This is a genomic window from Pseudomonas solani (genome assembly GCF_026072635.1).
In the GTDB taxonomy this organism is placed as follows: domain Bacteria; phylum Pseudomonadota; class Gammaproteobacteria; order Pseudomonadales; family Pseudomonadaceae; genus Metapseudomonas; species Metapseudomonas solani.
The window spans coordinates 3939877-3954767 of sequence record NZ_AP023081.1 but is presented as its reverse complement, the minus strand read 5'-3'; the positions used below and the strand labels follow the sequence as shown (position 1 = coordinate 3954767).

At 67.2% G+C, this 14891-nt stretch carries 14 protein-coding genes and 1 pseudogene; 7 read left to right on the top strand and 8 right to left on the bottom strand.

Going from position 1 to position 14891, the window contains the following annotated elements; genetic code table 11:
- The first annotated feature begins 186 nt into the window (after positions 1-186).
- Positions 187-2511, top strand: a complete 2325-nt coding sequence (locus tag PSm6_RS18060) for an LTA synthase family protein (protein WP_043244391.1) — start codon at positions 187-189, stop codon at positions 2509-2511.
- Between the two features lie 125 nt (positions 2512-2636).
- Complete coding sequence (locus PSm6_RS18055; RefSeq protein ID WP_021216925.1) at positions 2637-3353, top strand: rRNA pseudouridine synthase; 717 nt, start codon at positions 2637-2639, stop codon at positions 3351-3353.
- Positions 3354-3356: 3 nt separating this feature from the next.
- Here the strand turns inward: PSm6_RS18055 and PSm6_RS18050 are convergent, their stop codons facing one another.
- On the bottom strand, positions 3357-3980 hold the full coding sequence (locus PSm6_RS18050) for a hypothetical protein (RefSeq protein ID WP_263403239.1): 624 nt from the start codon (positions 3978-3980) through the stop codon (positions 3357-3359).
- A 125-nt stretch (positions 3981-4105) separates the two neighbouring features.
- Complete coding sequence (locus PSm6_RS18045; RefSeq protein WP_371877134.1) at positions 4106-5395, bottom strand: phospholipase; 1290 nt, start codon at positions 5393-5395, stop codon at positions 4106-4108.
- A gap of 204 nt (positions 5396-5599) precedes the next feature.
- Between PSm6_RS18045 and PSm6_RS18040 the strand changes: the two genes are divergently transcribed.
- A complete protein-coding gene (locus tag PSm6_RS18040) occupies positions 5600-5908 on the top strand; it encodes a hypothetical protein (protein ID WP_021216928.1) in 309 nt (102 codons plus the stop codon).
- Positions 5909-6128: 220 nt separating this feature from the next.
- Here the strand turns inward: PSm6_RS18040 and PSm6_RS18035 are convergent, their stop codons facing one another.
- Complete coding sequence (locus PSm6_RS18035; protein ID WP_263403236.1) at positions 6129-6527, bottom strand: transcriptional regulator; 399 nt, start codon at positions 6525-6527, stop codon at positions 6129-6131.
- A gap of 152 nt (positions 6528-6679) precedes the next feature.
- Between PSm6_RS18035 and PSm6_RS18030 the strand changes: the two genes are divergently transcribed.
- Both PSm6_RS18030 and PSm6_RS18025 read left to right on the top strand, forming a co-directional pair.
- A complete protein-coding gene (locus PSm6_RS18030) occupies positions 6680-8452 on the top strand; it encodes a S8/S53 family peptidase (protein WP_265167893.1) in 1773 nt (590 codons plus the stop codon).
- A 68-nt stretch (positions 8453-8520) separates the two neighbouring features.
- Positions 8521-8814 carry a hypothetical protein gene (locus tag PSm6_RS18025; RefSeq protein WP_265167892.1) on the top strand — a complete coding sequence of 98 codons (294 nt, stop codon included), beginning with the start codon at positions 8521-8523 and terminating at the stop codon, positions 8812-8814.
- A gap of 10 nt (positions 8815-8824) precedes the next feature.
- Here PSm6_RS18025 and PSm6_RS18020 read toward each other — a convergent pair whose 3' ends face one another.
- The 4 genes and pseudogenes from PSm6_RS18020 to PSm6_RS18005 all read right to left on the bottom strand — a co-directional run bounded on the left by PSm6_RS18020 (position 8825) and on the right by PSm6_RS18005 (position 12655).
- Positions 8825-9553, bottom strand: a complete 729-nt coding sequence (locus tag PSm6_RS18020) for a substrate-binding periplasmic protein (RefSeq protein ID WP_037020943.1) — start codon at positions 9551-9553, stop codon at positions 8825-8827.
- 82 nt (positions 9554-9635) lie between these two features.
- Positions 9636-10691 carry an HAD family hydrolase gene (locus tag PSm6_RS18015; RefSeq protein ID WP_371876953.1) on the bottom strand — a complete coding sequence of 352 codons (1056 nt, stop codon included), beginning with the start codon at positions 10689-10691 and terminating at the stop codon, positions 9636-9638.
- A 138-nt stretch (positions 10692-10829) separates the two neighbouring features.
- Positions 10830-11108 (bottom strand): annotated as a pseudogene (locus PSm6_RS18010) (DUF1294 domain-containing protein); the annotation flags it as partial.
- Positions 11109-11320: 212 nt separating this feature from the next.
- Positions 11321-12655: a DEAD/DEAH box helicase gene (locus PSm6_RS18005; RefSeq protein WP_031286867.1), complete on the bottom strand. Its 1335-nt coding sequence runs from the start codon at positions 12653-12655 to the stop codon at positions 11321-11323.
- A 201-nt stretch (positions 12656-12856) separates the two neighbouring features.
- On the opposite strand from PSm6_RS18005, the gene PSm6_RS18000 reads away from it, so the two are divergent.
- Positions 12857-13402, top strand: coding sequence for a dihydrofolate reductase family protein (locus PSm6_RS18000; RefSeq protein ID WP_265167891.1), 546 nt, complete (start codon positions 12857-12859; stop codon positions 13400-13402).
- Entirely contained in the window at positions 13399-13815 is a 417-nt protein-coding gene (locus tag PSm6_RS17995; RefSeq protein ID WP_043244400.1) for an NUDIX hydrolase, read from the top strand. The genes PSm6_RS18000 and PSm6_RS17995 overlap by 4 nt, the downstream gene beginning before the upstream one ends.
- Here PSm6_RS17995 and rarD read toward each other — a convergent pair.
- Complete coding sequence (gene rarD, locus PSm6_RS17990) at positions 13808-14722, bottom strand: EamA family transporter RarD (RefSeq protein ID WP_043244402.1); 915 nt, start codon at positions 14720-14722, stop codon at positions 13808-13810. The genes PSm6_RS17995 and rarD overlap by 8 nt on opposite strands.
- Positions 14723-14891: the final 169 nt, after the last annotated feature.

Below are 14891 nucleotides of genomic sequence, written 5' to 3'. Positions count from 1 at the left end.
CCGGCCTTTCCCCACCACTCGTCGCCAGGTGGCAGAAACGACTCGGCACACAGAATTCGATGCGCGGCCGATTGTCTACTGGCCGTAAGCACAACGATGTTTCAGAATCATGTCGGCGAACCACCATCGCCTCTTTTTCTGTCCATCACCCCCATGGATTCTCGCTGTCTGATCTCAGGAGTTCCTGTGCGCCCTTCCAGCCGCTGGCTGTCTTCACCGCTGCACCTTTTGCCCCTTGGCGTTCTATTCCTGATCATTCCGCTCGCCGCCCGCTGGTGGCTGGGCTGGAGCGACGGCTTCGGCTACCTGTCGGACCTTGCCATCGGCTCGCTGCTGATCGCCCTGCTCTACCGGCGCCCGCTGTGGCTGGCGCTGCCGGTGATGGTCGCCTCCAGCCTGATCACCCTCGGCACCGCCGAACTGGTCGGCGCCGTGGGCCGCATGCCCGAGCCCAGCGACCTCAAATACCTGATGGACCCGCAATTCGTCGGCCATTCGACCCAGGGCGGCGGCCTCACCTACCCCTGGCTGGCCATCGCCCTCGCCGTCGCGCTGCTGGCCTGTGCCCTGCTCTGGCGCCGCCCGCAACAGCGCCCCTCGCGCGCCTGGCTGGCCGTGCCCGTGGCCCTGCTGGCCAGCCACGCCGCCATCCAGTACCTGCACCCGAGCGAAGCCGAGCAGTGGCAGCAGTTCAACCTGCCCCACAAGCTGCTGGCCGGTGCCCTCAACAGCGGCCAACTGGCGGTGGAAGACTGGCTCGATGGTGACCAGCCCGACGCGCCGCCGGATATCGCCGGCCTCGCCCGCCTCGACCTCGACGGCGCCCCGCTGCTGGCCGAGCCCGGCCGCGCGCGCAACGTGCTGGTGATCACCCTGGAAGGCATCCCTGGTGCCTACATCGCCGCCAACCGCGCGGCGATCAACAGCAGCTACCAGGAATCGCTGATGCCGCGCCTCAGCCAATGGGCCGAGCGCGCCATGACCACGCCGGACTACGTGCTGCACAGCCACCAGACCATCCGCGGCCTCTACTCGATGCTCTGCGGCGACTACAGCAAGCTGGACTCCGGCACGCCCAAGGGCCTGGAGCTGCTGAACAACCCCTCGCGGGCCAAGGACTGCCTGCCCGCCCAGCTGCACCGCCACGGCTTCGCCACCCACTTCCTGCAGGGTGCCGGGCTGCGCTTCATGGCCAAGGACAAGGTCATGCCGGCCATGGGCTTCGACAAGACCCTCGGCCGCGACTGGTTCCGCAACAAGGCCTACCTGGAATTCCCCTGGGGCATGGACGACAAGGCCTTCTTCGAAGGCGCGCTGGGCTACGTGAAGCAGATCCGCCAGCAGAAGAAACCCTGGATGCTGACCCTGCTCACCGTCGGCACCCACCAGCCCTATTCGGCACCCGATGAGTACCTGGCGCGCTACCCCGACGCCAAGAAGGCCGCCATCGCCTACCTCGACGACGCCGTCGACGCCTTCCTCACCGGCCTGGAAAAACAGGGCGTGCTCAAGGACACCCTGGTGATCATCACCTCGGACGAGTCCCACGGCATCGACAAGGTCCGCCTCGCCTCCGCCTGGGGCTTCAACCTGGTGCTGGCGCCGGAACAGGCCTCGCTGCCGCCGATCAAGAGCGGCGTGTACGGCCACGTCGACCTGACCACCTCGATCCTCGACTACTTCGGCTACAAGGTGCCGCAGAACCTGGCCGGCCGCTCGCTGTTCCGCGACTACGAAAGCGGCCGCGAAATGATCTCCTACACCAACGGCATGCTGCGCCAGCACGACGGCCGCGGCACCTTCACCGAGTGCGACTTCCAGCAGGTCTGCCGCCGTTACCAGAGCGAGGGCTTCATCGCCGACGAGGCACGCTTCCTCGGGCGCTTCAGCGGCAAGCAGGCGCGCCTGGTCAGCCAGCGCGCGGCCCTGCTCGACCAATCACTGCTGGGCGGTGCCCTCGGCCAGGAATACCAGTTCGCCACCCGCGAGCGCATCCGCCTGAAGGACAAGGCCCGCGACGACTGGGCCGACAACCTGATCGGCGCCCAGTACATGGAACTGCCGAAGAACAGCCGGACCACGGTACGCCTGGGCATCAACGTGCTGCAGATGGATCGCCAGGGCGCGCAGCTGCAACTGAAGACCAAGGAGTTCGAGCGTGACGTGGCCCTGCCCATCCCCGAGCTGCCCGTGCTGAAAAAGGGCAAGCCGGTGTCCATCACCTTCGCCTTCGACAACCCGCAGGCGCGCAAGGCGTTCTCCTTCCACCTGCTGGCGGCCGGGCGCGGCACCATCCAGATCACCGACTTCAAGGTGGTCACCGAAATGCTGCCCGAGCCGGTGGAAACCGTGGAAGGCGGTGCCCAGCTCGCCGAAGGCGCCAAGCCCCATCACCCGATGTCGCGCCTGCTGGGGCTGTTCGCCAACCAGCCGGAAAGCGCCGAGAGCGCCATCGAGGGCGACCTGGAAACGCTCGACGTGCCCCAGGAAGTGGAAATACGCGTGCACTGATCGCCTCCCCGCAGCACCCCATCGGGCCGGACTCTTCCGGCCCGATGCCATTCGGCCGCCCGCATCGGCGCGCCGCCGCAGCGCTTCCGCGGTTACAATGGCCGCCCCTCTTCCGGTACCCCGTCATGTCCGAACCCGTGCGCCTGTCCAAACGCCTTGCCGAACTCGTGCCCTGCTCCCGTCGCGATGCCGAGCTGTATATCGAGAACGGCTGGGTGACGGTGAACGGCAAGGTGGTCGAGGAACCGCAATTCAAGGTGCTCGACGAACAGGTCGTGCTGCTGCCCAATGCCGTGGCCGCCACTGTGGAGCCGGTCACCCTGCTGCTCAACAAGCCCGCAGGTTATGGCATCGGCATGGGTGCCAACTCGGTGCTGCAATTGCTGGTGGCGGACAACCTCACCCCTGACCAGCCCGGCATGCGCCCGCTGAAGAAGCACTTCATCCGGCAGAACCTGCTGACCCCGCTGGAAACCGACGCCAGTGGCCTGATGGTCTTCACCCAGAACTGGGGCGTGACCCGTCGCCTGGATCACGCCAACAAGGTGGAGGAAGAGTTCATCGTCGAAGTTTCCGGGCAGATCATCGAACACGGCCTCAAGCGCCTGTGCCACGGCCTCAGCTACAAAGGCCAGGCCCTGCCGCCGATGAAGGTCAGCTGGCAGAACGAAACCCGCCTGCGCTTTGCCCTCAAGGGCTCCCAGCCGGGGCAGATCCGCCACATGTGCGAAGCGGTGGGGCTCACAGTGGTGGCGATGAAGCGCATCCGCATCGGCGGCGTGGCCATGGCCAAGCTGCAGCCGGGCCAGTGGCGCTACCTCAACGCCAACGAGAAGTTCTAGGGCTCAGAGCAGGGCGAGCATTTCCTTCAGGGTCACCGCCCAGGTGCCCTTGGCATTGATGTAGCGATAGCCGAAGCGCGAGCCATGGGCCTCGCTGGTGAGGATGGCGTTCCAGGCCAGGCCGGGCTGCAGCTCATGGGCCGGGTCGAGCAGGAAGAACGCGTCGTCGCTCATGCCGATGGCCAGGCCCCAGTGGCGGATGTCGCTGCCCTTGTGGCCGTGGAAGCCCAGCAACACCGGGAAGTCGTCCTCCAGGTGGGCGCGGGCCTGGCGCACCATCTCCACCCCGCTGCCGGTCACCACCCGGTGTTCCTTGTCGTTCACCTCACGCAGCAGGGCCAGCAGGTCATGCCCGGTGGTGCCGACCCGCACCAGGGTCTCGTGGCGATTCAGCGCCTCCATCAGGCGCCCGTAGCGGGTGCGCGAATCCACCCGTTCCAGCCCCTTGGCCTGGCGCCGGCTGAGCTGGTTGCGCGCCAGCATCGCCATCACCAGACAGTAGGGGCCGCAGGCGCCGTCCATATCGCCCTGGCGCAGGTGCACCTTCTCCCCGCGTTTGTTGCACAGGCCGCCGGAGCCACCGGGTTCGGTGCTCCACTGCAACCCCTCGATCAGCTTGATGTGCATGCCGGCCTCCATCGGTCACCTGGAGGTGTGACCGCTGGGCTTGGCACGGGGTTCGCCCACTCGCCCATGGCAGCCTAGGTCAGGGGCAACCCGACGAGCCGCCAGGCCCGGTGCGCCGCGCCGTCTCAGGGGTTCTGCAGGGTGGTGCGCACCAGGTTGCGGCTGTGGCCGGCGAAGTGGCGGATCAGCTGCACCAGCACCGCATCCAGCTCGGGATCGGTGGCTGGCGGCTTCAACTGGTTGCCCTGGCTGAAGTCCGCACCGGGCTGCCCCTTGGCCAGCCAGGCGCCGATGCGATCGTCGAAGCCGTCGGCGGCGTCATAGGCCTCCAGGGACACCACGTCCCGCAGGTAGCCCAGGTCGAAAGGCGGGTAGTCGGCGTCCGCCGAGCGGTCGCGGTAGGCGGCCAGCAGCGGGCTGTCGTTGCTGCCTTCGCGCAGCAGGCGGCGCAACCAATCGGCCTGGTACTTCTCCACCTCGGTGTGGCGGGTGGCGACGCGCTCGATGGCCGCCTCCTTGTCGGCGGTGTCGCCGGCGGCGGCCTTGATCGCCGTCCACATCAGGGTGGCGGTGCTTTCGCCCGGCAGTGCCTTGGAGTGGTAGGGCTGGGTCAGGTCCTGGACGTAATGCAACGCCCAGCCGAGGAAGCGGTAGCCCCAGTAGTCGTGGCCGCTCTCGAAGGCGAAGCGTGCCAGGCCCAGGTACTGCTGCACGCGCATTTCCGGGTAGGTGCGGGTGAGGAAGGGCGCGGCGCGGAAGATCAGCTCTGACTCGTGGTAATAGCCGATGTGGAACGGCGCCTGGGAGGAGTACTCGAAGCGCGAATCGCCGAACGGCTGGGTGCCGAAGCCATAGCGCGCGCCCATCTCGCCCGGGTTGTCGCTGAACAGGTTGATGTCGTGGCCGTAGTCCGGCTCATCCGCCGCGCTGGCCAGCACCGCCAGCGGGCTGATGTGCTCGCCGGGCGAGAGGGCGATGAAGCGCCACTCGTTCCACAGGTTGAGCTTGCGGAATACCAGCACCTGCTCGGCGGGCAGGAAGCGATGGTCCGGCAGCTGCAGCCCCGGCAGCGCCTGGACGAAACTGGCCAGGCGGATCTCCGGGTTGACCCGCAGCGCCATGAAGAAGGCGCGACGGCGATCACCGCCCGAGTCGGGCAGCCAGCGCAGGTCATCGGGGCGGGCCGGGTAGCCGGGGAAGTTCTCCCGCGCATAGGCCTCCTGCTCGTCCAGCAGCTGCTCCAGCGCCACGCCTTCGGCGGCGAGGAAGGCCTCCAGCGACTCCACCTGCACTGGTTCGGCCTGGCGCAGCTCCTGGAGATCGGACAGGGCCAGCCAGGTGCCCAGGGAGTGATTGGACCAGGCCAGCAAGGTGGCGGGCGCGCAGGCGAACAGGCAGGACAGGGCGAGCAGCAGGCGTTTCATCGAAGCTCCGAAACCAGGAGCGCCGTCTTGCGCGGCGCTTGTCATCGAAGGGTAACAATCCCGGGGCGCGCTGGGCACTGTCCAGGCGGGACAGGCGACTCACCAAATCGGCCGCCTGCAGTTCGTCACCCCGGCGGAACCGCCTCCCCCCGTCCTGCTGTCCACCTAACTCATGCACTGCAGCCGGAGACTGCCATGACCACGCCAATCAGCCTGGACACTGCCATGCGCCTGGCCACCGAAGCCTTCCTCCCTTACGGTTGCAAGGCCCTGGCCCATGAGGAAGACGACAGCTTCAGCCTCACCGTGACCGACCTGCACGGGGAGAAGGTCCTGGATATCGGCCACATCCGCAGCACCCAGTACGCCAACCCGGTGCGTCTGGCCGGGGTGCTGGAGCAGGCGCGGATGGACCTCGCCCACCAGGGCCGCAACCTCGACCCCTGGGCCATGCCCTTCATCCCCGACCCGGACGTGCTGCCGGAAACCCCGCCGATCTATTGATGTAGTCGCTGCAGGTTGGCGCGTAGGTTGGCGCCGAGCGCAGCGAGGCCCAACGGTTCGGCGTTTCCCCGACCGGAAATGCCCGAACCACACCCATCGCGAATGAATTCGCTCCCACAGGGGAAGCTCCGACGGCGTTTTTTGCAGGGGCGACTGTAGGGGCGACTTCAGTCGCCCAGCGGCGCGCAGCGCCGCCTCAGCACCGCCTAGGCCTAGGCAATCAAGCCCGCGCCGCCCTCGCCGACAACTCGTCGAACACTTCCGGCGTCAGCGCCGCCTGGCCCTTCTCGGCCAGTTGCTCACGGAACTGCAGGTTGGCGGGCAGGCTGCTGTTGATCAGCTCCAGCAGGCGGCTGCCGCGCTCGGTGAGGACAAAGTTCTCACCATTGCCGCCCTCGCTCTCCGGGCGGGACTCGATATAGCCGCCCTGCAACAGAATGCGTTCGTAGTCGGCGGCAAGCATCTTCAGGTGGTCGAGGGTGCCGCCAATCTGGCGCCCAGCAGCCTGGCGCTGCTCGGCCAGTTCGGCGGCGTATTCACGGGGCGCGAAGTTGACGTTGGCCGACTCCTGCACCTTGTGCAGCAGCAGTTCGATGAGCTCCCAGTCGTAGCTGTTCATGGCATTTCTCCAGGTGTGGGGGATGGGGCGTCCTATGGTTTCCGACTGCCCACGCGCCGCCGTGGTTCGACCTGATGGGTGAACGGTCAGCCTGAACGAAAGCCGGGCGCGCGCGGTCGGAACAGCAGGACAACCTCTACCAAGGCCCGCCCATGCCGCTGCACCAAGCCCCCGTCACCGCCCTGCTCCTGGCCCTCGCCAGCCCCTTCGCCAGTGCCGAAGAACCTTTGCGCATGGAGGCCCTGCAACGCTGCGGCGACCTGCTGGAGCACAAGCGCCAGGACTGGTGCCTGCGGGTCAGCGGCCTGGGCGAGGCCACGCCCCGGCTGCTGCTGGACGGCAAGCCACTGCCCGCTGATAGCGTGACCCGCAACAAGGGCGGCCTGAAACTGCGCCTGGACCACCGCGAGCACGAAAGCGGCCCGCTCTGGCTCGAGGACGGCGAGCGCACCAGCAACCCGGTGTGGCTGTCGCTGAACGGCAGCCATGTGCTGGCGGCCGGCCCCGCCGAAGTGGCGAAGAATATGGATGGGCTGACCACCTACGTCGACCTGGTCAGCCTGCTGATCGAGGAAAGCCACGACGGCCGCAAGGAGGCCGAGCGCCTGGCCGGCAAGTACGGCGCCAAGGTGGTGGGCGCCATTCCGCCGCTGAACACCTACCAGCTGCGCCTGCCGGTGAAGAACCTCACCGAGCGCGACGCGCTGATCCTGCGCATCGGCAGCGAGACCAGCGTCGACGCGGTGGTGGTGGAGGAATCCGCTCCCGAGAAGGGCGAGGAGGCCGAGGCCGCGCGGGAGGAGCCGAGCAAGCCCGGCAAGGACTCGGACGAGTGGGCCGCCAACCGCTTCATGGATGCGGTGAACTACTACCAGCGCCGCATCCCCGCCCGCCAGGCGCCGGTGGACACACGCCCGCTGCGCATCGGCGTGATCGAGCGCAACGTCGACTTCGACGCCCCCGACTTCGCCGACTACCTCGGCGGCTGCAAAGGCGAACAACCGCGCACCTGCCTCTACGCCCGTGATGCGGCCAAGCCCGACAACCATGGCTCCACCGTCGCCGGCATACTCGCCGCGCGCTGGGACCAGGGCGGCAACACCGGCTTCCTGCGCGGGCTGGACAAGGCCAGCAACGGCTTCGAGGTGATAGTGGAGCGCAACTCCGACGCCGGCATCACCGCCAACGTCGCCGCCTCGGTGAACCTGGTGGAGGACGGTGTGCGCGTCCTCAACTGGAGCTGGGGCATCCACCGCGTCGGCGCGAAGAACATCAAGGGCGACGACGTGGACTCCCTGGTGCGCTCGGGCATCGCCATGAGCGGCTACGAGGAACTGCTGGAAGAGTTCTTCCTCTGGCTGCGCAAGGAACACCCGGACGTGCTGGTGATCAACTCCGCCGGCAACGGCGCCTCCTTCTCCGGCACCGACGAATACCGCCTGCCCTCCTCCTTCATCACCGACCAGTTGCTGGTGGTGGGCGGGCACCAGCGCAGCGAGCGCGACGACGTGGGCATCGACGACCCGGCCTATGTGGTCAAGCGCGACTCCTCGAACATCGACATGCGCGTGGACATCACCGCCGCCGCCTGCGCCCGCGCTTCCACCCGGGGCGAGAACGCGACCGGCGAGGTGCATTGCGGCACCTCCTACGCCACGCCCATGGTCACCGGCATCGTCGCCGCCATGCTCTCGATCAACCCGCGCCTGCAACCCGAGCAGGTGCGCATGCTGCTGCGCCGCAGCGCCATGACCATCGGCGGCGACTACGACTTCGAACCCATGGACGCCGAGGACCTCACCGCGCCCATCCTGCCGTCGGAACGCAACTACCAGCTCAACGACAAGGACGTCGGCCGCTCGGCGCGACTGGACATGCAAAAGGCCCTGGACCTGGCCGTGCAGAGCCGCGACCGGGTGCGCTGACAGCCTGAACTTTTGTCCCGCGCGGGCGCTCAACCCTAAGGAGTGCGATTCACCCGAAGGAGAACACCATGAACCGCTTACTGGCATTGAGCGCCACCCTTGCCCTGCTCGCCCCCCTGCCGGCCCTGGCCGTGTGCAGCGCCGAGGAGGCCACCGCCAAGCGCGAACAGCTGGCGGCCGAAGTGCACCAGGCCACCGAGAGCGACCCGCAGAAGGCCAAGCAGGTCAACGAAGAGCTCAAGCAGGACAAGCTCAAGACCGATGCCCGCGAGGGTGACGACGAGTGCAACGTCACCGAGCAGCGCAAGCAGGAAGTCGACAAGGCCGGCGACGAAAGCGATGCCAAGCAGAAGCAGGAGTGAGCGGGCGCACTCAGTAGTGCTCGTACTTCTTCTCGATGGCGCGGTATTCGCCGCTGTCGCGGATCATCTGCAACCCCTTGTTGAAACGGTCGCGCTGGTTGGCGTGGAGGAAGCCGACCTTGTAGGGGGTGGGCGGGAACAGGTCGTACCAGATGATCGGCTGGCTGATGTCCACCTGGCTGACCACCTCGCGGTTGAGGTAGTCGATGATGCGCTTGTCGCCGATCACCACCTCGATGCGGCCTGAGTAGAGCAGGCGATTGCGGGTGATCTGCTGAGCTTCCTCGCGGTAACGCGGGTTTCCCTCCACCATGGCTTGGAACTCGTCGCCCAGCAGGTAGCGCGCCCGCTGGAAGGCACTGACCGAGTGCTTGCCCAGATCGGCAATGCTTTCCAGGCGGAAACCGTTTCGGGCCAAGGCGATGGCGTAGTTGTGGTACTGGATATAGGGCTCGGAATAGAAGGCCGGCACACCGCTGTGCTCGCTGGTGGTGGCGATGCCATCCAGTTCGCCGCGCCCCAGCAGCAGGTGCAGGCGCTCCGCCGGCAGGTAGTGGTACTGCAAGGTGAAGCCCGCCGCCTTGGCGGCAGCGGTGATGATCTCCAACTCCAGGCCACGCTCCTCGCCCTCATAGACATAGGGCGGTTTCTGGGTACCGAACCCGAAGCGCAACTCCTCCCCCAAGGCCAGCCAGGGAAGCCCGAGCAACAACACGCCACATAGCAGCCTTCTGCCCATGCCACCCCCTTGCGTTACAGCTCGCAGCATAGCCGCTGACGGGGCGGTTGCGCAGGGGGATGGCAGCGTGGCGGATGGCCGGCTACTGGATTTCCTCCGGCGTCACCACCACCCAGTTGCGGTCGGCGGTGACCGGCAGGCCGAGCTTCGCCTGGGCCTCGGCGTTCTTCTTCTGCATGGCGGTGATCTGGTCCATGTACTTGGCCTTGCGGTTCACCCACACGCGCAGCCCGCCCTTCTCCACGTCGGTGCCGTGGAAGAGCATGTAGCCATCGCTGTCCGGCGTGTCACCGCCCACCAGGATGGGCTTCTTCCATTCATCGATGTAGGTGAGGATGGCCGCCTGCTTGCCCGCCATCCAGGTGGCCGGGGTCCACAGGTAGGGGGTGATCTCCAGGTCGAGGTTGGCCTTCTCGTCGTACTTGCCTTCCTCGATCTGCTTGCGCGCGGTGGTCAGGGTGCCGGTCTTGCGGTCCTCGAGCAGCGTGGTGACGCCGATGACGTTCTCCGGTTTGACGTTGTAGCCGTACTTGGGATCGGCGGCGACCATGCGCACCAGTTCCTCCAGCGCGGCGGTCATGATGTACACCTCGATGCCGTTCTCCCGCAGCTTGTTCATCAGCTCCTGCTGGCCGGTGAACAGCTTGGGCGGGTTGATCTCGATGGTCTTGACCTCGTCGCCTTCGTAATAGGTGGCCGGCACCGGCTTGCCGGAGGCCAGCAGCTCGTCGACATAGCCCTTCAGCTCGCGCAGGGTGAAGCCGGAGAACACCTGGGCCACCCAGGGGTAGCAGACCAGGTCGTCGAGTTCGCAGAGGCGGTAGTAGTAGCTGTTGAGGCTTTCCTTGTGGCCCTTCACGTCCTTGAAGGGAATCAGCTTGAGCGAGGGGTCGAGCTTCTCGCGGGTCAGCACGCCCTTGGCTTCGAGGAAGGGCAGCAGGGACTCCTCCAGGTCGTAGCGGTAGCTGGTGTTGTCCATGTCGAACACCGCGTAGGCGCCCTTGTTGGCGTTGGCCGCGATCAACGCGTCGAGCTGCTTGGCGGCCGGCGCCGGCCAGTGCTTGAGTTCGGTGGCGAGGGTGGTGCCGGCCAGCCCCATGCACAGCGCGGCGGCGAGAAGGGTACGGGTGAGCTTCATCGGTTCTTGGTTCCCTGCGGTGGATGAGCGTGTGGGGAGCAGCCTCGCTCCAGCTCATCGACCCTAGCAAAGCCTGGCAAGCCTGCACGGGCCAATCCCGACCTTGACCGTCCTCGCAGCGGCGGCCTAGTGGGCGCCTCAGTGTCCCAGTAGCCACCAGCCCAGCACGCCCAGGTGCAGGGCGACGATCAGCCAGAACTTCACCTGGTAGGACAGCTTGCGGTTCTTGTGGCGGATCAGCCGCTGCGCCAGCAGGCCGCCCGGCCAGCCACCGAGCAGCTCGTACAGGTGCAGCCGCGACTCCGGTGTGCGCTGGGCACCGGCCACGGCGAAGCGCTTGTCACGCCAGTAGGCGATGAAGCAGACCAGGCTCATCGCCAGGTAGACCAGCGCCAGCAGTTGCCAGAGGCTGAGGCCGTAGGGGATGAACGCCGGGGCGACGTCCAGGAGGGAATGCAGGGAGGGCAGGCCGTCCACCAACCCGCCCGAACGGGAGGGTTCGAGGGTTCCGCAACCGCGGTCGGTGAATTCCACCCCGCCGTCGGCCCGGGTGCAGCGGTACACCTGGGCCTCGGCTGTGGCCAGCCACGGCAGCAACGCCACCGGCAGGCCACGCGCTAACGGACGGATCACTCGGCCGCGGGCTTCTTGCGCTTCAGCGGCGCCAGGCCGTCGGCGCTGACCACCTTGGACTCGTCGCGGCGCGGGCCGGACGGCTTGCGCTTGGCGGCCGGCTTGGCCGAGGCCTTCTTGTCGCCGGCTTTCTTGTCGGTCTTTTTCTTCTTCACGCCGGCCGCCTTGCCGGAGGCCTTGACCTTCTTCGGGCCGCTGTAGCTGCCCTTGAGCTCCTTGATCACACGGCGCTCGAAGCTCTGCTTGAGGTAGCGCTCGACGCTGGACATCAGGTTCCAGTCGTTGTGGCAGATCAGCGAAATGGCGGTGCCTTCGCCACCGGCACGGCCGGTACGGCCGACACGGTGCACGTACTCGTCACCGGAGCGCGGCATGTCGAAGTTGATCACCAGGTCCATGCCCTGGATGTCCAGGCCACGGGCTGCCACGTCGGTGGCCACCAGCACCTTGGTGCCGCCCTCGCGCACGCGGTCGATGGCCATCTTGCGGTCCTTCTGGTCCTTGTCGCCATGGAGCACGAAGGCCTTGTAACCGGCCGCCACCAGGTGGCCGTAGAAACGGTCGGCCTGGGCACGGGTGTTGGTGAAGACGATGGCCTTCTGGTAGTCCTCGTTGGCCAGCAGCCAGCGCGCGATGGCCTCTTTGTGGGCGATGTCGTCGGCCGTGATGATCTGCTGGCGGGTCGACTCGTTGAGCTGCTCGACGCCGTTCAGGCGCAGGTGCAGCGGGTCGTTCAGCACCTTGGCCGAGACGTCGCGCAGCGCCGCGCCACCGGTGGTGGCGGAGAACAGCAGGGTCTGCTTGCGGTTGGCGCACTCGGCGGTGATGCGCTGCATGTCCTCGGCGAAGCCCATGTCGAGCATGCGGTCGGCTTCGTCCAGCACCAGCACTTCGACTTCCTTGAGGTCGACGGTGCCGGCATTGAGGTGCTCGATCAGGCGGCCCGGGGTGCTCACCAGCACGTCGGGCAGCTTGCGCATCATGGCGGCCTGCACCTTGAAGTCCTCACCGCCGGTGACGATGCCGGACTTGATGAAGGTGAACTGGGAGAAACGCTCCACTTCCTTCAGGGTCTGCTGGGCCAGCTCGCGGGTCGGCAGCAGGATCAGCGAACGGATGCGCTCGCGCGGCTTGGCCTCGCCGATCAGGCGATTGAGCAGCGGCAGCACGAAGGCGGCGGTCTTGCCGCTGCCGGTCTGCGCGGTCACGCGCAGGTCGCGCCCTTCCAGCGCCGGGGGAATGGCCGCCTGCTGCACGGGCGTCGGTTCGGCAAATTTCAGCTCGGCCACGGCCTTGAGCAGACGTTCGTGCAGGGCGAATTGGGAGAACACGGGTGCTACCTCGATCGAAAGCTTGAAAAACAGCTGCATAGGTTACCGGTTGTCGCGCCCGAACACCCGAATTCTGTGCGCCCCACGCTGATTTCCCGACGTTGCGGCGATTGCTGAACCCACAGGGCCGTGCTCCACTCCAACAGCTTCAGTCCCCGACGGATTTCACCGCCGGCCACAGCCCACCCGTCGGAGCCCTGCATGAGCGCATCGCTGATCTACTACGTCGCCGCCACCCTGGACGGCTACATCGCCCGCCCCGACGGCAGCGTCGACTGGCTGCAGCCGCTGGAGCAATCCGGCGATGACCACGGCTACGGCGCCTTCTACGACAGCATCGATGGCCTGCTGATGGGTCGCGGCACCTTCGAAACCGTGCTGGCCATGGGCGGCGCCTGGCCCTACCCGGGCAAGCCCTGTACCGTGCTCACCCGCGCGGAGCTCGAACCCGCAGCGTCCCAGGTCCGCATCGCCCATAGCACCCCGGCCGAAGCCCTGGCGGAGCTGGCCGAGGCCGGCTGCAAACGCGTCTGGCTGGTGGGCGGTGGCTCCCTGGCCGGTACCTGCTACGCGGCCGGGCTGATCGACGAGTTGATCGTCAGCGTCGTCCCGCACCTGCTCGGCGCCGGCATCCAGATGTTCGCCACCGGGCTGGAGCGACGCCTGCAACTCCACGAACAACGCAGCTTCGCCACCGGCGTGGTGCAGCTGCACTACAAACTGCTGCCGGAAGCCCCCAATCCATGACCACCCTGATCCTCTCCGCCGCCTGCCTGCTCGACGCCGACCAGCGCCTGCTGCTGGTACGCAAACGCGGCACGCGCGCCTTCATGCTGCCCGGCGGCAAGCGCGAACCCGGCGAAACCGCCCTCGCCGCCCTGCAGCGGGAGCTGCTCGAAGAACTCGACCTGGAGATGGACGCCAGCGCGCTGCAGCCCCTCGGCCGCTTCCGCGCGCCCGCGGCCAACGAACCCGATACCTGGGTGGATGCAGAAATCTTCATCGGTCGCCTGTCGCAGCCGGTGGCCGCGGCAGCCGAACTGGAAGAACTGGCCTGGCTGGCCCCGGGCGCCACCCCGCCCGCCGACCTCGCCCCGCTGCTGCGCGACCAGGTGCTGGCCGCGCTGGCCGATCACCCGGGCGCTACGGCCCTCAGTTGAGGGCGCGAGCAGCCCGTTCCTGGCGCGCCTGCTTGCGCAGCAGCTGTGCGCTGTCCCAGCCGATCAGCAGCACCGCCAGCCAGATCGGCAGGTAGGTCCAGAACTGCGCCGGGTCGAAGGCCTCGCCCAGGAACGCCACCGCCACCGCGAACAGCAGCACCGGTTCCACATAGCTGAGGATGCCGAACAACCCCAGCGGCAGCAGCCGGCTGGAGGCCATCATCGCGGCGAAGGCCAGGGTGCCGAGCAGGCCCAGGCCGGGAATCAGCCACCACAGCTGCGGTGCCTGGACGAAAGCCCCCTCCGGGCCATGGGCGATGATCAGCCAGGCCGCCAGCGGCGCCAGCACCGCCATCTCCAGGATGAAACCGGACAGCGCGTCCAGGCGCATCCAGCGGCGCATCATGAAATATGGCGGGTAGCCCAGCGCGGTGACCAGGGTCAGCCAGGAGAAGGCGCGGGTCATCCACAGCTCGTGGAGCACGCCGGCCACGGCACAGAGCACCGCCAGCAGCTGCAGCGGGCGCAGGCGCTCGTTATAGAAAAGGCGCCCGCAGAGCACCATCACCAGGGGCAGCAGGAAGTAGCCGAGGGACACCTCCAGCATCCGCCCCTGCAACGGCGCCCAGAGGAACAGGCCCCACTGCAACCCGATCAACAGCGCGGCCAATGGCAAGGCCGCCAGCAGCAACGGCTCCCGGCGCAGGCGCACGAGCACATCACGCAATACCGCCCATTGCCTCATCAACGCCACCAGCAACAACACCGCCGGAATCGACCAAAGCACCCGCTGGGCGAAGATCTGCACGCCATCCAGCGGCGCCAGCTCACGCACGTAGCCAGGCATCAGGGCGAACAGCACCGACGCGGTAAGGGACAGCGCGACACCGCGCCCGGACAGCCTCATGGCCGCACCGCAACGGGTGGAGAAATGAACGAAGACATGGCAGGCCTCTGATTGCAGCCGGCGAAAATACCCGCTCGCCGCCACCAGGGAAAGCTTACCCACCCGCCGGCGGGCCCGCTGGGACCAACCCGGCATCGGCAGGCCTGAAAGCGGCACCTTCCTACCAGGA